Annotated in this window: 22 protein-coding genes; 4 read left to right on the forward strand and 18 right to left on the reverse strand. The window is 46.0% G+C overall.

From position 1 onward, the window contains the following. The 8 genes from rpmE to spo0F all read right to left on the reverse strand — a co-directional run bounded on the left by rpmE (position 1) and on the right by spo0F (position 6,845). Positions 1–201, reverse strand: a complete 201-nt coding sequence (gene rpmE / locus CDO84_RS18080) for a 50S ribosomal protein L31 (RefSeq protein WP_003151132.1) — start codon at positions 199–201, stop codon at positions 1–3. Between the two features lie 118 nt (positions 202–319). Further along, positions 320–1,603, reverse strand: a complete 1,284-nt coding sequence (rho, locus tag CDO84_RS18085) for a transcription termination factor Rho (RefSeq protein WP_003221939.1) — start codon at positions 1,601–1,603, stop codon at positions 320–322. A gap of 30 nt (positions 1,604–1,633) precedes the next feature. After that, entirely contained in the window at positions 1,634–1,795 is a 162-nt protein-coding gene (locus tag CDO84_RS21510) for a hypothetical protein (protein WP_003227632.1), read from the reverse strand. Between the two features lie 214 nt (positions 1,796–2,009). Continuing rightward, positions 2,010–2,975: a class II fructose-bisphosphatase gene (gene glpX, locus CDO84_RS18090; protein WP_040081539.1), complete on the reverse strand. Its 966-nt coding sequence runs from the start codon at positions 2,973–2,975 to the stop codon at positions 2,010–2,012. A gap of 30 nt (positions 2,976–3,005) precedes the next feature. Beyond that, positions 3,006–4,295, reverse strand: a complete 1,290-nt coding sequence (locus CDO84_RS18095; protein ID WP_014665738.1) for a UDP-N-acetylglucosamine 1-carboxyvinyltransferase — start codon at positions 4,293–4,295, stop codon at positions 3,006–3,008. Positions 4,296–4,673: 378 nt separating this feature from the next. Then, the gene (gene fsa, locus CDO84_RS18100; RefSeq protein WP_014665739.1) at positions 4,674–5,312 is read right to left on the reverse strand and encodes a fructose-6-phosphate aldolase; all 639 of its coding nucleotides are present in this window, start codon (positions 5,310–5,312) and stop codon (positions 4,674–4,676) included. A 120-nt stretch (positions 5,313–5,432) separates the two neighbouring features. Beyond that, positions 5,433–6,290 (reverse strand): class II fructose-bisphosphate aldolase, encoded by an 858-nt coding sequence (locus tag CDO84_RS18105; protein ID WP_003243339.1) that lies wholly within the window; start codon positions 6,288–6,290, stop codon positions 5,433–5,435. A 180-nt stretch (positions 6,291–6,470) separates the two neighbouring features. Further along, positions 6,471–6,845: a sporulation initiation phosphotransferase Spo0F gene (spo0F, locus tag CDO84_RS18110; RefSeq protein WP_003227621.1), complete on the reverse strand. Its 375-nt coding sequence runs from the start codon at positions 6,843–6,845 to the stop codon at positions 6,471–6,473. Positions 6,846–7,010: 165 nt separating this feature from the next. On the opposite strand from spo0F, the gene CDO84_RS18115 reads away from it, so the two are divergent. Beyond that, positions 7,011–7,532 (forward strand): DUF2529 domain-containing protein, encoded by a 522-nt coding sequence (locus CDO84_RS18115; RefSeq protein WP_014665740.1) that lies wholly within the window; start codon positions 7,011–7,013, stop codon positions 7,530–7,532. A gap of 82 nt (positions 7,533–7,614) precedes the next feature. Here CDO84_RS18115 and pyrG read toward each other — a convergent pair whose 3' ends face one another. The 4 genes from pyrG to CDO84_RS18135 form a co-directional block, all read right to left on the reverse strand. After that, positions 7,615–9,222: a glutamine hydrolyzing CTP synthase gene (gene pyrG / locus CDO84_RS18120; RefSeq protein WP_014665741.1), complete on the reverse strand. Its 1,608-nt coding sequence runs from the start codon at positions 9,220–9,222 to the stop codon at positions 7,615–7,617. 241 nt (positions 9,223–9,463) lie between these two features. Next, positions 9,464–9,985: a DNA-directed RNA polymerase subunit delta gene (gene rpoE, locus CDO84_RS18125; protein WP_040081538.1), complete on the reverse strand. Its 522-nt coding sequence runs from the start codon at positions 9,983–9,985 to the stop codon at positions 9,464–9,466. A gap of 182 nt (positions 9,986–10,167) precedes the next feature. Beyond that, positions 10,168–11,307, reverse strand: a complete 1,140-nt coding sequence (gene acdA, locus CDO84_RS18130) for an acyl-CoA dehydrogenase AcdA (RefSeq protein ID WP_040081537.1) — start codon at positions 11,305–11,307, stop codon at positions 10,168–10,170. Beyond that, complete coding sequence (locus CDO84_RS18135; protein WP_040081536.1) at positions 11,304–13,421, reverse strand: heterodisulfide reductase-related iron-sulfur binding cluster; 2,118 nt, start codon at positions 13,419–13,421, stop codon at positions 11,304–11,306. The genes acdA and CDO84_RS18135 overlap by 4 nt, the downstream gene beginning before the upstream one ends. Positions 13,422–13,576: 155 nt before the next feature. Here CDO84_RS18135 and cls (CDO84_RS18140) point away from each other — a divergent pair, with 155 nt between their 5' ends. From cls (CDO84_RS18140) to CDO84_RS18150, 3 genes are all read left to right on the forward strand, one after another. Further along, on the forward strand, positions 13,577–14,773 hold the full coding sequence (gene cls, locus CDO84_RS18140) for a cardiolipin synthase (protein WP_014665746.1): 1,197 nt from the start codon (positions 13,577–13,579) through the stop codon (positions 14,771–14,773). A 12-nt stretch (positions 14,774–14,785) separates the two neighbouring features. Further along, a complete protein-coding gene (gene uvsE, locus CDO84_RS18145) occupies positions 14,786–15,748 on the forward strand; it encodes a UV DNA damage repair endonuclease UvsE (protein ID WP_040081535.1) in 963 nt (320 codons plus the stop codon). Positions 15,749–15,828: 80 nt separating this feature from the next. Beyond that, positions 15,829–16,101, forward strand: coding sequence for a hypothetical protein (locus CDO84_RS18150; protein ID WP_014665748.1), 273 nt, complete (start codon positions 15,829–15,831; stop codon positions 16,099–16,101). Positions 16,102–16,141: 40 nt separating this feature from the next. On the opposite strand, the gene CDO84_RS18155 is transcribed toward CDO84_RS18150, so the two are convergent. From CDO84_RS18155 to narJ, 6 genes are all read right to left on the reverse strand, one after another. Beyond that, a complete protein-coding gene (locus CDO84_RS18155) occupies positions 16,142–16,666 on the reverse strand; it encodes a dihydrofolate reductase family protein (protein WP_040081534.1) in 525 nt (174 codons plus the stop codon). 9 nt (positions 16,667–16,675) lie between these two features. Further along, positions 16,676–18,403, reverse strand: coding sequence for an ABC transporter ATP-binding protein (locus tag CDO84_RS18160; protein WP_040081533.1), 1,728 nt, complete (start codon positions 18,401–18,403; stop codon positions 16,676–16,678). Positions 18,404–18,491: 88 nt separating this feature from the next. Next, entirely contained in the window at positions 18,492–19,994 is a 1,503-nt protein-coding gene (cls, locus tag CDO84_RS18165) for a cardiolipin synthase (RefSeq protein WP_040081532.1), read from the reverse strand. A gap of 101 nt (positions 19,995–20,095) precedes the next feature. Further along, positions 20,096–20,725 (reverse strand): YitT family protein, encoded by a 630-nt coding sequence (locus tag CDO84_RS18170; protein ID WP_040081531.1) that lies wholly within the window; start codon positions 20,723–20,725, stop codon positions 20,096–20,098. A 129-nt stretch (positions 20,726–20,854) separates the two neighbouring features. Beyond that, a complete protein-coding gene (gene narI / locus CDO84_RS18175; RefSeq protein ID WP_014665753.1) occupies positions 20,855–21,526 on the reverse strand; it encodes a respiratory nitrate reductase subunit gamma in 672 nt (223 codons plus the stop codon). Then, positions 21,523–22,077, reverse strand: a complete 555-nt coding sequence (narJ, locus tag CDO84_RS18180; protein WP_040081530.1) for a nitrate reductase molybdenum cofactor assembly chaperone — start codon at positions 22,075–22,077, stop codon at positions 21,523–21,525. Before narJ ends, narI begins: the two co-directional genes overlap by 4 nt. Between the last annotated feature and the right edge of the window lie 25 nt (positions 22,078–22,102).

Below are 22,102 nucleotides of genomic sequence, written 5' to 3' on the forward strand. Positions count from 1 at the left end.
TTACTTAAGACCGTATTTTTTGTTAAAGCGATCAACACGACCATCAGCAGAAGCGAATTTTTGACGACCAGTGTAGAATGGGTGGCATTCAGAGCAAATCTCAACGCGTACCTCTTCTTTTACTGAGCCTGTTTCAAATTCATTTCCGCAAGCGCATTTAACTGTTGCTTTTTTGAAATTAGGATGAATTCCTGCTTTCATTGTATCCATCTCCTTCCGCCCTGAATCCCGTGTGGAAACAGAGTTATTATTTCGGAGCGTTGTCCGAAACGCATATGAGAAAATTATATCAGTGATTTACTTCTTTTGCAAATACAATTTACCTTCTTGCAGATGATAGATTTGCCTGTTTCCATTCTTGATTGAGAATATCGAAAAATTCCTGGTTTGTTTTGGTTTTTTTCATTTTTCTCATGAACTTTTCTGCGAAATCAGGTGAATCAGACATCGTTTTGCGGATCGACCATAGACGATCAAGATGCTCTTTAGGCACAAGCAGCTCTTCTTTGCGCGTTCCAGAACGGCGGATATCAATGGCAGGGAAGATGCGGCGCTCTGCCAGAGAGCGGTCAAGGTGAAGCTCCATGTTGCCTGTTCCCTTGAATTCCTCATAAATGACATCATCCATACGTGATCCTGTATCAACAAGAGCCGTAGCAAGGATGGTTAAGCTGCCGCCTTCTTCGATATTTCTCGCAGCCCCGAAGAAGCGTTTCGGACGGTGGAACGCCGCTGGGTCAATCCCCCCAGAGAGCGTTCTTCCGCTTGGCGGAATCACTAAGTTGTAGGCGCGGGCAAGCCGAGTGATACTATCCATCAGGATGATGACGTCTTTTTTATGTTCAACGAGACGCATCGCGCGCTCAAGCACAAGCTCGGCCACTTTGATATGGTTTTCCGGCACTTCATCAAACGTTGAGCTGACGACATCCCCAGCTACAGAACGCTCGATATCGGTTACTTCCTCAGGTCTTTCATCAATTAAAAGCACGATTAGCTCTGCTTCAGGCTGGTTCGCTGTAATGCTGTTGGCAATTTCCTTCAGCAGCATCGTTTTTCCGGCTTTCGGCGGCGCCACAATCAATCCGCGCTGTCCAAATCCGACCGGCGCCATCATGTCCATAATTCTTGTAGACAAGAAGTTCGGCTTTGTTTCAAGCACCATTTGGCGATCTGGATAAAGTGGCGTAAGAGCAGGGAAATGCACACGCTCTTTTGCTGATTCGGGATCATCCCCGTTCACTGCTTCAACGTGCAAAAGTCCATAGTAACGCTCATTTTCTTTTGGCGGGCGAACCTTGCCGGATACTTTGTCTCCGTTCCGCAAATCGAAACGGCGGATTTGTGAAGCTGAGATGTAAATATCTTCTGAGCTTGGAGAGTAGTTGATCGGTCTCAGGAAGCCGAAACCTTCAGACTGGATGATCTCAAGTACGCCTTCCATAAACAACAGGTCTTCCTGTTCTGCATTCGCTTTCAGAATGGCGAAAATGAGTTCTTTTTTTGTCAGTTTACTGTAATAGGAGATTTTATAATGTCTTGCAAGTTCATAAAGCTCTTTCAATTTCATATTTTCCAATGAGGAAATAGATACGTCTTTCATAAAAACACCACGCTTTTCATAGTCAATATCTTACTCTGAACATGTCATCTGCTGCTTTTGCACAACATCCGCCAAAGCACATTCTTTTTTTAACATAAAGGAACTTCTATCGGTAACACTTCCACCCATGATCGGCGCTTTTGTTAAAAGGATTGTCTTAATGAGTTTTGAAGGAAGCGAGGACAAAAACATGAGAAGATCAATACTTATATCGTCTGTATGCGGTAGAAATTGAAACTTTCCTAGTGCTTAAAAGAAGGTATTACGCAGTAAAATTCGCAGCACTCTTTATTTTTACCTTATTTCAAAAAATTATTCAACTGAAATAAGGTTTTGACATGGAATTGATAGAGTTGACGCTTTTCTGCAAAAGTTAAAGCGGGCTCTCACCCGCTTTTTCTGTTTGTTATGGACGGATTACAAGATTTGGTTTCTTTTTCAAGCTGTGTCTGCCGTCAACGAAACGGACAGTGCCTGATTTTGCACGGATAACTAAGCTTTCAGTTGTTCCGACAGAGCCTTTAAATTGAACTCCTTTTAACAGCTCGCCGTCAGTAACCCCTGTAGCTGCAAAAATCGCGTCATCACCCTTCACAAGGTCTTCCATGCGAAGGACTTTGCTTAAATCAAGGCCCATTTTGTGACAGCGTGTGATTTCTTCTTCGTTTTGCGGAAGAAGTTTACCAATGATTTCTCCGCCGAGCGCTTTTAGCGCGACAGCGGATAGCACACCCTCAGGAGCGCCGCCTGATCCGAACAGGATGTCAACGCCCGTGTGGTCGAAAGCCGTGTTGATGGCGCCAGCGACATCGCCGTCATTGATCAATTTGATTCTGGCGCCGGCCTCACGAAGCTCGGAAATGATTTTTTCGTGTCTTTCACGGTTTAAAATGGTGGCAACGACGTCCTCAACGTCCTTGTTTTTTGCTTTTGCCACCGCTTTAAGGTTGTCAATGACAGGTGCTTCAATATCTATGCAGCCCACAGCCTCCGGGCCGACTGCAATTTTTTGCATATACATGTCAGGAGCATTCAGCAGCGTGCCATGGTCTGCTACCGCGATCACCGTCAGCGCGTTCCAGCCGCCGCTTGCTAAGATGTTTGTGCCTTCAAGAGGGTCAACTGCGACATCAACGCGCGGGCCGTACCCGTTTCCGAGTTTTTCCCCGATATACAGCATTGGCGCTTCGTCCATTTCTCCCTCACCGATTACAACGGTCCCTTTCATCGGCACTGTATCAAAAACGTCTCTCATTGCACTTGTTGCCGCTTCATCAGCCTCGTCCTTTTTTCCCCGGCCCATCCATCTCGCCGATGCTAATGCCGCAGCTTCGGTTACACGTACCAATTCCATTGATAAACTTCTTTCCATTTCAACACGATCTCCTCTCACAAGAAACCATTATGAATTTTGAAGCTGTTCTATTTCTTCGTCTGTCATTCTTTCACGCCAAATTGTAGCTCCAAGCCCCTCAAGCTTCTTCTCAAGGCTGCTGTAGCCGCGGTCAATATGCTCCAGTCCTGTAATTTCCGTGACGCCGTCAGCCATCAGTCCGGCTACCACCAAGCAGGCACCGGCACGAAGATCGCTCGCCTTCACTTTTGCGCCTTGAAGCTCGACAGGACCTGTGATGATGGCGGATCTGCCTTCCACTTTCATATTGGCACCCATCCGTCTCAGCTCATCAATGTGCTTGAACCTTGCCGAGTAGATGGTGTCTGTAACGACGCTTGTCCCTTTCGCCCTTGTCAGAAGCGCCGTCATCGGCTGCTGTAAATCCGTCGGAAACCCTGGATATACGAGGGTTTTGACGTCAACCGGCTTTAAGTTCTTCTGCCCGCCGACAATAAGAAGCTGGTCGTCGCTTGTTTCGATATGATAGCCCATTTCTCTCAGCTTTGCCGTTAACGACTCAAGATGAGTGGGAATGACGTTATCGATAATGACTTCCTTGCCCATTGCAGCGCCCGCAATCATAAATGTCCCGGCCTCAATTCTGTCCGGTATGATCGTATGCTTGCAGCCGTGCAGTTCCTGAACGCCGTCGATTCGGATCACATTGGTGCCCGCACCTTTGATTTTGGCGCCCATGCTTGTAAGCAATGTCGCGACGTCAATAATCTCAGGCTCTTTGGCAGCGTTTTCGATAATCGTTTTCCCTTCTGCCAAAACAGCGGCGAGCATAATGTTAATCGTTGCTCCTACGCTTACGACATCTAAATAAATCCGTGCGCCTCTCAGCCTTTCAGCTCGCAAATAAATGGCGCCTTGTTCATTGGTTACTTCAGCTCCGAGCGCCTCAAAGCCTTTGATATGCTGATCAATCGGGCGGGGCCCTAAGTGACAGCCGCCAGGCAATCCAATGACTGCTTGCTTGAAGCGGCCTAGCATCGCCCCCATTAAATAATACGACGCGCGAAGCTTTTTTACTTTCCCGTTAGGAAGCGGCATGCTGATCATCGACGTAGGGTCAACAACCATTTCCCCATTCTCAAAATGCACGTTGCCGCCAATTTCCTTTAACAGGTCACGCAGCGTTTCAATATCTGAAATCTCTGGAAGCCCTTCAATTGTCACCTCGGAATTTGCCAAAATGGTTGCAGGTATTAACGCAACAGCGCTGTTTTTAGCGCCACTGATATGTACTGTACCGTTTAACGAGTCACCGCCGGCAATATTCAACTTTTCCATGATAGTCTCCTTCCATAAGAAGATAGCTGCGGAGCTAAATAAAATGTCATTTTATTCTGTCTCTGCAAATAAAGCTCATGTCCAAAATCTAGCCAATTCGAAGAGAAAGAATACAACACATTGTAAAATATCAGGAAGAAAATAGCGAAGCTTTGCGGGGCACAGGTTTCAAAAGTTGCACAGAGACCCGCCGGCTTAAGAGACATCGTCTTCATCCGGCAAAAGCAGTACGCAAACCCTTCATTCCGATATCAGCTTCTGCAGCCCAATGATTCCTTCTCTGTAAAGCGGCGTCAGCATCTGAAGGTCCGCTGTATCAGGTCGGTGAAAAACAAAGGCCGCGGCAAACAGGCATAAAGCTGTTTGCCGCCCCTTTCATTATTTGTTCCAGTCTGCCAGGAATTGTTCGATTCCTTTGTCTGTTAACGGGTGTTTAGTGAGCGCATGAATGACTTTCAGCGGCATTGTGCCGATGTGAGCCCCTCTTAAAGCGGCTTCTGTCACGTGCTGCGGGTGGCGGATAGACGCTGCAATGATTTGCGTGTCAAGTCCGTGAATGTCAAAAATCTGTTTAACTTCTGAAATCAGGTCAAGTCCATTGTGGCCGATGTCATCTAAACGTCCCAGGAATGGAGATACATACGTCGCCCCCGCTCTTGCAGCAAGAAGCGCCTGGTTGGCATTGAAGATCAATGTAACGTTTGTTTTGATGCCTAAGTCAGTAAGTGCTCTCACCGCTTTTAAACCGTCAGACGTCATTGGAATTTTGACCGTAATGTTCGGAGCGATTTTCGCCAGTTCTTTTCCTTCCTCGATCATTTCCTCAGCTTTCAAAGAAATAACCTCTGCGCTTACAGACCCTTTCACGACGTCTGTGATCTCGCGAAGACGGTCGTGGAATGATACGTTAGCTTCCTTTGCTACTAAACTAGGGTTCGTCGTTACACCGGCGAGAATTCCTAATTCATTCGCTTCTTTAATTTCATCGATATTGGCTGTATCAACAAAGAATAACATTTTCAAAAAGCCTCCCTGATTAAGAAATTTTCTGAACTGTGAAATATGATTGCGCTTTCTATAGATAGACGGAAAACCGCCTGTCAAGCTGTCAGGCGGCTATAAAAAGTTCCAATTGAATTAAGCTTGGTTTGAAGAACCAAATTCACGCATTTTACCGATAACTGTTTCTTTGATCGCTTCACGAGCTGGTCCAAGATATTTACGTGGATCGTACTCGTCAGGCTTAGCTGCCAATGTTTCACGAACAGCTTTTGCAGAAGAAATTTGGTTTTCAGTATTCACGTTGATTTTAGCTGTACCAAGTGAAATTGATTTTTTGATGTCAGCAGTTGGAATTCCAGTACCGCCGTGAAGAACTAGCGGAAGACCAGTTGATTTCCCGATTTCTTCCATTTCTTTGAAGCCAAGGTTTGGTTCGCCTTTGTAAGGGCCGTGAACAGAACCTAATGCAGGTGCAAGGCAGTCGATGCCAGTGCGCTCAACAAGCTCTTGGCACTCTTTAGGGTCAGCGTAGATTACGCCTTCAGCGATAACGTCATCTTCTTGTCCGCCGACTGTTCCAAGCTCAGCTTCTACAGATACTCCGTGGAAATGAGCAAGCTCAACAACTTTAGCAGTTGTTGCTACGTTTTCTTCAAATGGATGGTGAGAAGCGTCGATCATTACAGATGTGAAACCTGCATGAATCGCTTTCGCACAAGATTCAAAGCTTGAACCGTGGTCTAAGTGAATCGCAACAGGAACTGTCACTTTGTACTCTTCCATAAGTGCTTTTACCATAGCAACGACTGTTTTGAAGCCGCCCATGTAGCGTCCCGCACCTTCGGAAACACCAAGGATCACTGGAGATTTTTCTTCTTCAGCTGCTTGTAAAATCGCTTGAGTAAACTCAAGGTTGTTTAAGTTAAATTGTCCTACAGCGTACCCTTTTTCTTTAGCTGTATTCAACATTTCCGTCATTGAAACTAAAGGCATGTCGAATGTCCTCCTTATGTAGCCTGATTGTCTTCTAGCGAAAAAAGCTTTCCACCCTAGCATGACCCATAATTTGCTGTCATATGTAAATCCTCAGATCGCTTTTTCTCCATAACTAGAATACCAACTTTTCGACAAATCGGCAACACAATGAGCTCATTCAATTGTTTCTTCTTTTTGTCAGTTAGACTTCAGGGGCAGATATTTTTTGACGGCGTCTCTGATTTCGTCGATGTCAAACGGCTTCGCAAAGTGCGTCAATGCGCCCAATTCCTTTGATTCCTGGATCATGTCGAGCTCTCCGTATGCCGTCATGATAATGACCCGGATGTTTTCGTCAATGACCTTCATCCGTTTTAGGATTTCGATTCCGTCCATGCCGGGAATTTTCATGTCTAAAAGCACAAGATCGGGCCGTTCTTTTGTCACAATGTCAAGCGCCTGCAGGCCGTTTGCAGCCTGAAACGTCTGGTAGCCTTCTTTATTGAACACTTCATTAAGCAAAATACGAATGCCGTATTGATCATCAACGATTAAAATTTTTTCATTCATCATTTTACACCCCAATATTATGATTTTCGTCAAAAGTAAGCAGTAGTGTATGTATTCTGTTTGATTTTCCTATTTCCTTTAATTATAATAGTCTACTTTACGACATTTTCTGAGCATTTTCTCTTTTGTTGTATACTGATATTGTACGTTATAAAGGAGGATTCACTTATGTTGAAAATATTTACGACGCAGTTAACAGGTATTTTTTCCCGCATTCAGGATAAGGAATCTGACGCGATTGAAGATGGGGCGCGGCTGCTTGCTCAAGCGGTGATCAGCGGGCATTCCATTTATTTATACGGAGCGAATGAACTTCAGGGCGTCTTTTATGAGGCCACTGAAAGCAAAGAACCCTTTCCATCTGTCAAAGCCTTTCCGGAAAGCGCTGAAGAAGTGACAGAAAGCGACAGGGTGCTGATGTTTTGCTCGGGGCCGGGCACAGCCGAAGAGCAGGCGCTCGCAAAAGAGCTGTATGAAAAAGGCGCGGGAGTCGTATGCGTTTCGCCCGCAGCCAAAGATAGCGCGGGAATAGAACAGTATTGTGATGTGCATATTGATTCTAAATTAAAAATGCCGCTTGTTCCCGATGAAGACGGCACCCGTTACGGATTTCCCTCTTTAATGACGGCACTGTATGTCTATCACGCTTTATCGTTTACCCTAAAAGAAATTCTGCAAGAGTATGCATAATATCTTATTGTACATGCTTGATCTTGCCGGAAACAAATAAAAAAGACTTGCCCGCTTTTGACAAACGGCAAGTCTTTTTTTGTTACTTCTGATTCGCAGCTTCGACAGACGCTCCGATAAAGCCTTTAAATAGAGGCTGAGGTCTTGTCGGTCTTGACTTGAACTCTGGGTGGAACTGAGAAGCCACGAACCAAGGGTGGTCTTTCAGCTCGATGATTTCAACAAGGCGTCCGTCAGGGCTTGTGCCTGAGAATACGAAGCCTTGCTCTTCCATTTGCTGTCTGAATTCATTGTTAAACTCATAGCGATGGCGGTGGCGCTCGTACACCACTTCATCCTGATACACTTCAAAGGCTTTCGTGCCTTCTTCAAGCTTACAAGGGTAAAGGCCGAGACGAAGCGTTCCTCCGAGATCCTCAACATCCTTCTGTTCAGGAAGAAGGTCAATGATCGGGTATTGAGTTGACGGATCAATTTCCGCTGAGTGAGCGCCTTTTAAGCCCAATACGTTTCGTGCGTATTCAATAGACGCCACCTGCATGCCCAAGCAAATGCCCAAGAACGGAATATTGTTTTCGCGCGCGTATTTTGTTGCGACGATTTTGCCTTCAACACCGCGGTCTCCGAATCCGCCCGGCACAATGATGCCGTCAGTTCCGCTTGTGAGTTCTGCGATATTGTTTTCTGTCACTTCTTCCGCGTTGATCCATTTCACTTTTACATCTGTGTCAAACGCATAGCCCGCATGGCGAAGGGACTCGACAACAGAAATGTATGCGTCAGGAAGCTCAACGTATTTGCCGACAAGGCCGATTGTAATCGTTTGAGACAGGTTGCTGACCTTGTTAACAAGCTCTTTCCACTCGGACATTTCCGCTTCTTCGCATGCCAATTTCATGTGCTCGCAAACAAGCTTATCAAGCCCTTGTTTTTGAAGCTCAAGCGGAATGGAGTAGAGGTTGTCCGCATCTTCACATTCAATAACCGCTTTTGTATCAATGTCGCAGAATAGCGCGATTTTATCTTTCATATCTTGAGAAATCGGCATTTCTGTACGAACGACGATGATGTTTGGCTGAATGCCCAAGCTGCGCAATTCTTTTACGCTGTGCTGTGTCGGTTTTGTTTTTAATTCCCCAGCAGCTTTAATGTAAGGGACAAGCGTACAGTGGATGTACATTACGTTTTCACGGCCGATGTCGCTCTTCATTTGGCGGATTGCTTCAAGGAATGGCAATGATTCGATGTCTCCGACAGTACCGCCGATTTCTGTAATAACGACATCTGCGTTTGTCTCTTTTCCTGCGCGGTAAACACGGTCTTTCAATTCGTTTGTGATGTGCGGGATGACCTGTACGGTTCCGCCAAGGTAATCTCCGCGGCGTTCTTTTTTAAGAACTGTTGAATAGATTTTACCTGTTGTCACGTTGCTGAATTTATTCAGGTTGATGTCGATAAAACGCTCATAGTGACCAAGGTCCAAGTCTGTTTCAGCGCCGTCATCCGTTACGAATACTTCACCGTGCTGGTACGGGCTCATTGTTCCCGGGTCAACGTTGATGTATGGATCGAATTTTTGAATCGTCACGTTCAGTCCGCGGTTTTTCAGCAAACGTCCTAATGAAGCTGCTACAATACCCTTTCCAAGTGAGGATACAACTCCCCCGGTTACAAAAATATATTTCGTCATTTCGTTTGCTCCTCTCTTCGCTCTTAGCTACATTTTTAAAATGTACTATTTTATAAAAAATCATTTAGCCTTTTAAATGATTTATAAGAAAAATGAGGGGTGAAAATAAGAAAGCTCCCTTTCAATTTCTTGAAAGGGAGCATAACGTACTATGTTCTCTCTTCGTTTTTGAAGAGCCCAAAATACATACTACATAGTTCGACTATGAAAGTCAAGATCGTTTTGAAGATGAAATCTTATACTATTTAACTTCCTCTTCTTCATCGTCATAGTCTTCATCATCTTCATCAACAATATCTTCTTCGATCTCAAGATCGTCGTCGTCTTCGTCAAGATCTTCATCGTCAAAATCGTCGGCTTCAAGATCGAGTTCTTCCTCAACTTCATCCAAATCAAGGTCGTCTTCGTCGATCTCTTCAAACTCGTCAAGATCAAGATCCTCTTCGACTGCTTTCTTCGCTTTTTTCTTTTTCGCCTTGACTGTCGGCTGTGTTTCTTCGTCAAGCTGATCATAGGGATACCAGCTGCGAAGCCCCCACGTCTGGTCAGAAAGTGCCAGGAAGCGGCCGTCAATGTTTAAATCTGTATAAAATTGAGCGATGCGGTCTCCAAGCTCTTCTTTTTTCACGCCGAGCAAAGATGCAATTTCATTTAAAAGCTCCTGAAAAGGAACTGGTTTTTTATGTTCTTCAAATAATTCGTGAGCGATTTCAACTAAAGCCATTTCCTTTAGCTCTTCCTGTGAATATTGTTTGATACCCAAGGTCGGACACTCCCTTTCTATTACTTATATGTATCTGTTTTATCAATAATGAAAGCGATTTTGTATCGTTCTTATACAAACCATACCTCTCATTATAAACAAAATAAAACAGAATATGCTACCCTTAACAGCGTTAATTTAAATAATTTTACAAGAGTGATCCGACTGAGAGATGTTTTCCGTTAATCCGCGAGCATTCTGGAGATGACAAGTCTTTGAATTTCTTGAGTGCCTTCATAGATTTGCGTGATTTTCGCATCACGCATATAACGTTCTACTGGGTAATCTTTTGTATAGCCGTAGCCGCCGAAAATCTGCACGGCTTCAGTCGTCACCTTCATCGCCGTATCTCCAGCCATCAGTTTGGACATGGCGGAAGCTTTTCCATATGGAAGGCCTGATGATTCTAACCATGCAGCCTGATAGGTCAGTAGCCTTGAAGCTTCTATCATTGTAGCCATATCCGCGAGTTTAAAAGCGATGCCCTGCTGCTCAGCGATCGCTTTTCCGAATTGCTTTCGCTCTTTTGCATATTGAAGCGCCGCATCAAGCGCCCCTTGAGCGATACCCACGGCTTGTGCGGCGATGCCGTTTCTGCCTCCGTCAAGCGTCTTCATCGCGATTTTAAAGCCTTCTCCTTCTTCTCCGAGACGGTTTGATGCAGGGACTACACAATCTTCGAACATGATTTCCGTTGTCGGTGAAGAACGGATGCCCAGCTTCTTTTCTTTCTTGCCTGTAAAAAATCCTTCAAAATCCTTTTCTACTATAAAAGCGGTAATGCCTTTTTTCTTTTTCTCGGGATCGGTGACTGCAAAAACAATATAAATATCAGCAACACCGCCGTTTGTGATAAACACTTTTGAACCATTTAACACATAGTCATCGCCGATTCGTTCAGCAGTTGTTTTCATGCCGCCGGCGTCAGAGCCTGACCCTGCTTCGGTCAAAGCGAATGCGCCGATTTTCTCTCCTAGGGCCAGCTGTGTTAAGTACTCTGTCTTCTGTTCCTCCGTCCCAAAGGCAAACAGCGGCCAGCTGCAAAGAGAGATATGGGCGGAAAGCGTCACACCGGTGGAGGCGCACACTTTTGACAGCTCCTCCACCGCAATGACGTAGGCCAAATCATCACTTCCGATTCCACCGTAATCTTCAGGCCACGGAATACCCGTCAGCCCCAGATTTGCCATTTCCCGAAACAGCTCGCGATCGAAGCGTTCTTGTTCGTCTCGTTCTGCCGCTGTCGGAGCCACCTCATGTTTCGCAAAATCGCGCACCAATTTTCGTATCATCTCGTGTTCTTCTGATAATGAAAAATTCATTCCTTCTCCCCCATTTTCAGATCAGCGCCTAAAACGGATTGAGCCAGAAGCTCGACAACGTCGTATGTTTTGACTTGGTCTTCGGCTTCCTTCGCCTTTGTGCCGTCCCCAAGCATCGTGAGACAGTACGGACAGCCGGAACTGATCACCGATGGGTTGACTGCGAGCGCTTGCTCAGTCCTGGCGACGTTAATCCTGTTGCCCGTTTCCTCCTCCATCCACATTAATCCCCCGCCGGCTCCGCAGCACATGCCGGTTTCCCGGTTCCTCTCCATTTCAATCAGCTGCACGCCCGGAATGGCTTTCAAAATCTCTCTCGGCGGATCATAGACTTCATTGTACCGGCCCAAATAGCACGAATCATGGAAGGTAATCGTCTCATGAAGCGGATGCTGCGGCTTTAACTTTCCGTTTTTTACAAGCTCGGCCAGCACCTCTGTATGATGATAAACCTCGCCTTCAAATCCGAAATCCGGATATTCGTTTTTAAATAAATTGTATGCATGGGGATCGATCGTAACGATTTTTTTGACATCATTTTTTTCAAATTCAGAAATATTCTTCTCAGCCAGCTCTTGGAACAAAAATTCATTTCCGAGGCGGCGCGGCGTGTCTCCTGAATTTTTTTCTTTATTGCCGAGGATCGCGAAGGACACGCCTGCGTGATTGAGCAGCTTGGCAAAGGAAATCGCGATTTTCTGGCTTCTGTTGTCGTAGGACCCCATGGAACCAACCCAGAAAAGGTACTCAAACTCTTTTCCTTCTTTTTTCATTTCTTTCACGGTCGGAATCTCAGCATCCGGCGCCGCGTCACGCCAGTTTTCGCGTTCCTTGCGGTTGAGTCCCCACGGATTTCCCTGCCGCTCGATACTAGTCATCGCGCGCTGGGCGTCACTGTCCATTTTTCCTTCAGTCAGTACGAGGTAGCGGCGGAGGTCAATGATTTTATCCACGTGCTCATTCATGACCGGGCATTGATCCTCACAGTTTCGGCAAGTGGTGCACGCCCAAATTTCTTCCTCTGTGATGACGTCGCCGATCAAGCTTGGATTGTAATCCAGCGCTGCTGCGGCTTCCTGCGACCCGCTGCCCGCTGACGCTGCCGCCAGCTGATTGCCTCTCGTATGTTGGAACGCTGCCGCGGGCACCCATGGCGAGCGCGAGGTGACGGCGGCGCCTTTTTCCGTGAGATGGTCTCTGAGACGCAAAATCAAGTCCATCGGAGACAGCATTTTTCCGGTGCCTGTTGCAGGGCACATATTGGTGCAGCGGCCGCACTCGACACATGCGTACAAATCAAGCAGCTGGGACTGCCTGAAATCTTCAATTTTCCCCGCTCCGTAGCTTTCTTTCGTTTCGTCGGTAAAATCTATTTTTTCAAGTTTTCCGGCAGATTCCATTCGATTGAAAAAGACATTTGCCGGGCCGGCGATTAAATGGGCATGCTTCGACTGAGGCACGTACACTAAAAAGCTAAGCAAGAACAGAAGATGGATCCACCATGCGATATAGAAAATCACTGCCGCACCTGTTTTCCCGACTCCGCTAAGCATAAACGCAATACCTGAAGCAATTGGCTCGCTCCAAGAAAGCCCATGCTCATGCCAGATCAGATTCATCCCATTCCCAAGCAGAACGGTCAGCATTAAACCTCCGATGAAAATCAGAACGAGTCCGGCTTTGAAATTGCGTTTCAGCCTCACGAGCTTTTCGATATAACGTCTGTAGAATGCCCATCCCACAGCAATTAAAATGAGAAACGTAACGATTTCCTGAAAAAAGGTGAAAGCGGGATAGACCGGTCCAAGCGGCAGATTACGGCCAGGAGCCAGTCCTTTGATGATAAAGTCAATCGCTCCGAACTGAACCAAAATAAATCCATAGAAAAACATGACGTGAATAATACCGCTTTTCTTGTCCTTAAGCAGTTTTTTCTGTCCGAATACATTCACCCATATGGCGCGAAGCCGTTCCTTGAACCGTTGATCAAATTGTTCTTTCTGGCCGAGCTTGATGTAGGCCAGTCTCGTTTTGACCAAGTACACAAACAAATAGACAGCGTAAGCGGTTACAATCAAAAATAATAATGCATTTGCGATGAGAAAGCCGCTCATTCCAATTCCCCCTTTTTACTGGATAAAGACCGCGATCCCCTACCCCCGAATCTGTATAAGATTACCTTTATGATAAATAATGAATGAGTGTTCAGTCAATAATTAAATTCCCGCTGTTCGGGCACACTACCTTTACTACGGAAAGGAGTGCCGGTATGAAGGTATTTATCGTGATTATGATCATTGTCGTTATTTTTTTTGCTTTGATTCTGCTTGATATCTTCATGGGCCGTGCTGGATACAGAAAGAAGGCGTACGAGCCTGTTTTTTCAAAAAAGAAGAGTGACATCGAATTGATCCACTGCGGATCTGATCTCGTTGAGCGGATGATGAAGGATATTCGCCAGGCCGCCTCTTCTGTTCACATGATGTTTTTTATTATGAAAAATGATGAGGTCAGCCACAATATGTATACCCTGCTGAAAACAAAAGCCCAGGCTGGCGTCTCCGTTTATTTGCTTCTGGATTGGGCGGGCTGCCGGGCAATTAAAAAAACGGCGCTGCAGACGATGAAAAATGCCGGCGTCCATGTCCATGTGATGAATCGTCCCCGTTTTCCTTTTTTCTTTTTTCACATGCAAAAGCGGAATCACCGGAAGATTACGGTGATAGACGGAAAAATCGGTTATATCGGCGGGTTTAACATCGCCGAAGAATATCTTGGAAAGAAGGCGAAGTTCGGCAATTGGGAGGATTATCATCTGCGTATAAAGGGAGAAGGCGTACATGATCTTCAAACGCTTTTTGCTTCCGATCTAAAACGAAATACCGGAATCACATTGGGTTCGGATGTTTGGCCAAAGCTTCAGCAAGGAAATATTTCACACAAGATATATGCGACCGACGGTTATTCCCTTGAAAACATATACTTGGCTAATATCGCCCAAGCGAAGAATCGTCTTACGGTTTGCACGCCTTATTACATTCCATCAAAACCGCTCCAAGAAGCCCTCCTCAATGCAAGAAAAAACGGCGTATCCGTGAGAATCATTGTACCGATGAAATCAGACCATCCGCTGGTGAGAGAAGCGGCTTTTACGTATTATTCGGAGCTCTTGGATGCCGGCTGTCTTATTTATCGTTATTATCAAGGGTTTTATCATGTAAAAGCTGTCATTATAGACGACCATCTCAGCATAATCGGAACAGCCAACTTCGATAAACGAAGCCTGTTTCTAAATGAAGAGGTGAATGTCGAAATTGATGACGAAGCGTTTACAAGTGAAGTCTATGCCACGATTGAGGAGGATATGAAAAAGTCGGAGCTGCTGACGATGGAGGATTTCAGCAAGCGCACATTCAGGCAGCGACCGGCGGAATGGCTCGGCAAGGCGTTATCTTATTTCTTATAAAGGAGAGTTCCTATGATTTTCAGATTCGGGTTCGTTTCAAATGCGATGAGCCTTTGGGATGCGTCTCCCGCTAAAACATTGACATTCGCGCGTTATTCAAAGCTTTCAAAGACTGAAAGAAAAGAAGCGCTTCTGACTGTGACAAAAGCCAATTTACACAATACGATGAGAACCCTTCACTATATCATCGGACACGGCATTCCTTTGTACCGTTTTTCCAGTTCGATTGTGCCGCTGGCTACGCACCCCGAAGTGATGTGGGATTTTGTAACACCATTTCAAAAAGAGTTTCGGGAGATTGGAGAGCTTGTGAAAACACATCAACTGCGAACAAGCTTTCATCCAAACCAATTCACTCTGTTTACGAGCCCGAAGGAATCTGTCACAAACAATGCGGTAACCGATATGGCGTATCATTACCGTATGCTTGAAGCCATGGGCATTGCTGATCGCTCCGTGATCAATATTCATATTGGCGGCGCTTACGGCAATAAAGACACCGCGACCGCACAATTTCATCACAATATAAAACAGCTGCCACAGGAGATCAAGCAGCGGATGACACTTGAAAATGATGATAAAACATATACGACGGAAGAAACGCTTCAGGTCTGTGAGCAGGAGGATGTTCCGTTCGTCTTTGACTTTCATCATTTTTACGCCAATCCAGATGATCACGCCGACCTGAATGAAGCGCTGCCCCGGATGATCAAAACGTGGGAGCGGATCGGCCTTCAGCCAAAGGTTCACTTGTCTTCCCCAAAATCGGAGCAAGTCATACGCAGCCATGCCGATTATGTTGACGCCAACTTTTTGCTGCCGCTGTTGGAACGCTTTAGGCAATGGGGAACAAATATAGATTTCATGATCGAAGCAAAGCAGAAAGACAAGGCGCTTCTCCGCTTGATGGATGAATTAAGCTCCATCCGCGGTGTCAAACGCATCGGCGGCGGCGCGCTGCAATGGAAGTCATAAATGTGCAAAAACAGGTTTACGGCTTGCTCGCTCTGGGAACATAGGCTATATAAGACAACAATCGATGGAGGAGAAAGATCATGAAAAACATCAAGTCTCTGAAAGTAGCCGCACAGGCATTTACTTTAAGAAATTTGATTCATCTTTATAAAATGTGCCATTCCGGAAGTCACGAGGTTTATATTTACTCAAAGAAAACGATGTGCAAAATCAAAAGCTTAATTGAGCTTGAAACATTCCGCATGGCTCATAACGAAAAGGAATATCTGATCGTAGTGGAAGGAACAAAAGCGCCACAGCTGATTGAGAAATTCCAAAATCTCATCGAGCCTGCTGAAAGAGAAGCGCTCTGACTTACATACAAAAAGGATAGACATCTGTCTATCCTTTTTCTTATGATCTTACAAAATGGAGCTGAACCGCTTGTCCAAATTGTTTCATCCCTTTTAGCCGCAGCTTTGTTTCGTTCGTTAGCTCTTGAAACAGCGGGATGCCGCTTCCTAACACAACCGGAATAATGGTGATGATGAATTCGTCGATGGCATCTTCTTTCATAAAGGCATTCACCAGCTCTGCCCCGCCAGCTATCCAGATGTTTAAGCCTTTTTCCTGTTTCAAACGGTCAGTGAAGGCTCTGGCTCCCTCATTGATAAACGTCACATGTTCATCCTGATAACTGTCGGGCGATCCTGTAAAAACATAGCAGGTTTTATCCTGATACGGGAAAACGGGGGTTAGCACTTTAACGTGCTCATATGTGCTCCGCCCTAAAATGACTGTATCAACTGTCTGATAAAAATCACTGTAGCCGTTGTCGCCTTCACCTTCAAATTCCTCAAGCCAATCAATGCTTCCATCTTCTCTTGCGATCATTCCGTCCAATGAAACAGCAATGTACAGCACATTTTTTCTGTCCATGTTCTCCCCCTATCGCTGCACCATTTGCCCGAATTGCGCTTGATGCAGCCTGCTGTATAGGCCTCCGGCTTCGATCAGGTCTTGATGACGGCCTTGTTCTTCAATCCCGTTGTTTGTAACGACTACAATTCTGTCCGCGTCTTTGATTGTCGCCAGCCTGTGGGCGATGACGAGCGTCGTGCGCCCCTCGGACAACTCTTGAAGCGCCTTTTGGATCGCCGCTTCCGTTTCCGTATCAAGGGCTGAGGTGGCTTCGTCGAGAATCAGGATCGACGGATTTTTCAAGAACATCCGCGCAATTGACAAACGTTGTTTTTGCCCGCCGGAAAGCTTCACGCCGCGTTCGCCAATCATAGTATCCAATCCATCCGGCATACTATGGACGAGATCTTCCAGATGCGCCTGCTTCACAGCCTGCCAAATGTCTTCTTCTGATGCGCCTAATCGGCCGTAGGCGATATTTTCTCTAAGCGTACCCGCGAATAAGAAAACGTCCTGCTGTACGACGCCAATTTGCCCGCGCAATGAAGAAAGCGTCATGTCTTTTATGCTGATGCCGTCAATTGTAATGTCGCCCTCCGATGCTTCATAAAAGCGCGGAAGCAGGCTGCAAAGCGTTGATTTTCCCGCACCTGACGGACCAACGAACGCAACCGTTTCCCCCGCTTGAATGGATAGGTTAATGTCATTGAGGACGTTGTGATGGTCATCATAGCCAAACGAAACATGTTCATAGCGGATATTGCCCTTCAGGCCAGAAACATCTCTCGCATCAGGTAAATCCTGAATATCCGGCTCGGTCTCCATGAGTTCCATATAGCTTTTGAAACCGGCGATCCCCCTCGGATACATTTCAATAATGGCATTAATTTTGTCAATAGGCCTGAACAGCACATTCGTCAGAAGCACAAACGCCACAAATTCCCCGTACGATAAGGAGCCGCGAATAACAAACCACGTCCCGCACAAAAGGACAAACAGCGTGACAAACCTGGTCAGCATATAGCTGATTGAACCGTTTTTCGCCATGATTTTGTAGGAAGAAAGCTTTGTGACACGAAAACGCTGGTTGTTGACGGCGAAGCGTTCTTTTTCAAACGCTTCATTGCCGAACGCCTGCACAAGCCGGATCCCGCCGATATTATTTTCTACCCGCGCGCTGAAGTCCCCGATATCTTTGTTCAGTGTGGTAAATGCTTTGGTCATCTTTTTGTTGAAATAAAGTGCCAGCCAAATGACGATCGGCATAATGATAAACGTTAATAATGCCAGCTGCCAGTTAATAAACAGCATCACTCCGAACGCACCGAGTATGGTCATGACGGCAATGAATAAGTCTTCCGGACCGTGATGGGCAACTTCACCGATATACATTAAATCGTTCGTCAGCTTCGACATCAGGGTTCCCGTCTTGTTGTTGTCGTAAAATTTAAACGGGAGCTTTTGCAAATGGTCAAAAAGCGACTTTCTCATATCCGTCTCGATATTAATTCCGAGCATGTGCCCCCAGTAGGTCACAATATACTGAAGAGCCGAGCTGAGCGCGTACACCGCAAATAAGCCGATTGAGGTCGCGATGATCAGCCCCCAGTCCCTGCCCGGCAGCAAGGTATCAATAAAATAATTGACGATCAAAGGAAAGCTAAGCTCCATTAAACCTCCCGCGATCGCTGAGAAAAAGTCGAGAAAGAACAACGTTTTATATGGTTTATAATATGAAAAAAATTGCCGCAGCACCCTATCTTCCCCCAATGTATAAATAACTGATAATATTTCTCAATTATACTATACACAGGCCGTTTTGAAAGATCAGATTTCTTTTTTCTTACAGAACCCCTGAAAACAAACGGGCAAATGACTCTTTTGTCCGGTCAGCCACGCCTCTTTTATAAAAGCCGACAGGGCTGAGCTTTTCACTTTCCTGCATATCCTCTTCAAAATGGGCCTCGAGGGTGCGAATCGCTTCAGCATCCGTAAAGAACACATTCACTTCAAAGTTGAGCTGAAAGCTGCGCATGTCCATATTCGCCGTGCCAACGGAGGCGAGATCGCCATCAATGATCATGACTTTTTGATGCATGAAGCCTTTTTGGTAGGAGTACACTTCAATCCCCTCAAGAAGCAGCTCCGGGAAATAGGATCTCGACGCGTATTGGGTCAAAAAGCTGTCGTTCCTCTCCGGCACCATAACCCTTACCTCCACGCCTTTTGTCGCTGCTGCTTTCAGCGCTGTGCGAATGGATTCATTGGGGACAAAATAGGGCGTGGCGATCCAGATTGACTTCTGTGCGGAAGAAATCATTTCATAGTATAGGTCGCTCATGCTTTCCTTCATGTCAGGGCCTGTCGCGACAATTTGATAAATGCCCCCTCCCTCCACGGGCACAGGGGTATTGTACTCTTCTTGATCAATTAACACTTCATTGGAGACGTATTCCCAATCCAGCATAAAGATAGCGTGAAGCGTTTGCACAATCTCACCTTCCAGCCGCAGGTGCGTGTCTCTCCAAAACCCGATGTACGGATCCCGGCTGATATATTCCTTCCCGACATTTAAGCCGCCCACGAAGCCGGTTTTTCCATCGATGATCACAATTTTCCGGTGATTTCTGAAATTCAGCTTCTGGTTGAAGAACCCGTATTTCAGCGGAGAGAACGGAACGATATTCACTCCCGCTTGTTTCATTCTCATAATGTCTCTTCTTGCCAGCTTCATGCTCCCTGCCGCATCGTATAAAAACCTCACCTCGACACCCTGGCGCGCTTTTTCCATCATAATGTCCATCATGCCGCGCCCAAGCATGTCTGATTTAAACATGTAGTATTCAATATGTATGTAAGACTCCGCTTTTCTCATCGCTTTGAAAAGTTCAGGAAAGGTTTCTTCGCCGTTTTTCAGCACTTTGATCTTGCTTTTCGTATTGATATTCATATGGGCAGCCCTGATGGAATATGTAAAGAACCTCTCTTGATTGTCCTTCAGCCCTGTCACTTCGGGCGTTTCCTCCTTGTCAAACAGCTTCCTGAGCTTCTCCCTGTTGTACATTCGTTTTGTCTTAAACAGCTTTCCCTTTACATAAAGCTGTCCGGAAAAGAGATAAAACACGTAGCCGACGATTGGAAAAAAAACAAGAATGTGGATCCATAACAGCGTGTGCTGCGAGGTGCGATTTTCAAGAATTAATGAATAGATGCTGAACAAAATAATGCTTATATAGCAAAGCAATCCTCCGTAAAACTCAAGTCTGGAAACCGGAAAAAACCATATGACATATGCCCCGATGAGCATCATATATAAAAAGAAAAATTCCAGTCTCCTTTTCAGCATCCTAATTCTCTCCTATCTGATTCGATTACCTCTGTATTACCTCTTTTTTCTAGTCTGTAAACCTTCTATGCAAAAAGCCTCACCGCAAAAAGCGGAAAGGCTTATGATGAGGCTTCCTGAGATTGGCCGGGTGTCATGTTCTTGAGCAAAACCGGATTGAGGGAGTAGCTGCTTTTGATTTTATTTTTGAAGAAGCCGACGATCAGGCCCGTGACCGCGATGGACACTAAGGAGCAGAGCCCTTTCAGCAAGCCGACTGAGAAAATGCCGGCCAGCACTGCGGCAAAATCGAAGAGAAAATTAACTGTCCCGGGGTTCCAGCCGCATCGTTTTTGCAGAAATAAAGCAAGAATATTGGCACCGCCGAGTGAAGCCTGATGGTAAAACATGAGCGACAGGCCGAGCCCGATCAGCGCCCCGCCGCAAATCGCCCCGGCAAGCGGTGAAAAAGAGGCAGACGGCAGCCAGTGATCCGCGCTTGTAAACAGAGTCAGCGCCGTGACTGCAAATACGGTAGATAGAGTGAATCTGATGCCCATTCTGATGAGAGAAAACACATAAAACGGGATATTGATCAGAAAGAAGATGATGGCAAACGAGGAGTGAAACCAGTATGTGAGGCTTAGTGACAGTCCAGCCGTGCCGCCGGTTAATACATGAGAATGTCTGAGTGTCAGGATTCCGGCGCTTGTCATAACACAAGCCATTAAAATGAGTAAAATCCGCTTCATTCTTCACTCTCCTTTTCAGATGATGCAATACAAACATAACAAGACTGCCGGCCGCCCAGCCATTATCTTGGCAGAAAATATCTTATGTTTTCATCAAGATAAAAAAATCCCCCTCTTGAAGGGGGATTTTTACGAGCGTTTCCGATACACGACATAGCTTCGAGTCAGATACTTGAGCGGCAGACTGAACACATGAACCAATCTTGTAAACGGCCACAGGATAAAAACAACGTAGCCTATCACAATATGAAACTTAAACCATAGCGGGACACTCTCCATCAACGAGGGGTCAGGCCGGAACAAAACGATTTCCCTGAACCACGGCCCGACTGTTGTCCGGTAATCAAAGCCTTTTGAATCAATGTTGAGAAACGTGGCCGCAACACCCGACAGCATCATGAAAAGCAGCAGGATGAGCGTAAGGATATCCGATGGCGAGCTGGTTTTGCGGATTCTTTTGTCAAACAGCCGTCTGTACGTCAGGATGACAAGTCCGGTACATGCCGCAATCCCCGCCGGCAGGCCTGCACCAATCGCCATTTTGTGATACATGTGCTCTGAAATGCCAATTGCACCATATACACCTTCCGGGATCAGAATTCCCATGACATGCCCGCCGACAACGCACAGCAGTCCCCAATGAAAAAGAGTGCTGCCCGCCGCAAGTTTTTTCTTTTCTAACATCTCGCTTGATTTCGCCGTCCAGCCAAATTGGTCATGCTGGTATCGGTAAATATGGCCGCCGATAAAGATCGTCAATACAATGTATGGCATCACGCCCCAGAGGATCTGTCCGTTCATGCCTGAACAGTCCCTTCAATGCTTTCACGAACGCCGAAGTTTTCCAGCGCGGCCAGCAGCACGTGCAGCAGCTCAGCGTATATGCTGTCATTTTTTTCGAGGCGGGATGCCAGCTCCCTTACATTTGACAGATATTTCTCAAACACACTTCTCGCTGCTTCAATTTCTGCAACTGCGGCAAATTCCAGCATCAGCGGCAGGTAATCTGGCAGTTCCTTCTCTGTCGGCAGGAAACCGGATTGCTGATAGGTGTTTTTTAAATGCAGCAATTCGATGCCGCGTTCCCTTTGCTCGCCTGAGTTAAAGTAGGTGACATACATATTTGTTTTTTTCCCGAAGTCGAATGTATAGACATAGTGTTCAATCAGCGCTTCCGGAGAAAAGCTGGCTGACGTCTCGAAAAAGTGCAGCAGCTTCTCCCGGATTTGCCGGTTGCCGATTTCTTGGATAAGAGCCTTCCAATCGGGAAGCTCGGCTCTCCACTCTTCATCCGGATAAGAGAGAAGACAGGAAAGAGCAGAGAACGTGATTTGCCGGTCTGTGGTGTTCATCTTGTTACACCTCATTTATCAAAAG

The sequence above is a fragment of the Bacillus sp. MD-5 genome (assembly GCF_002201875.1).
Lineage (GTDB): Bacteria > Bacillota > Bacilli > Bacillales > Bacillaceae > Bacillus > Bacillus stercoris.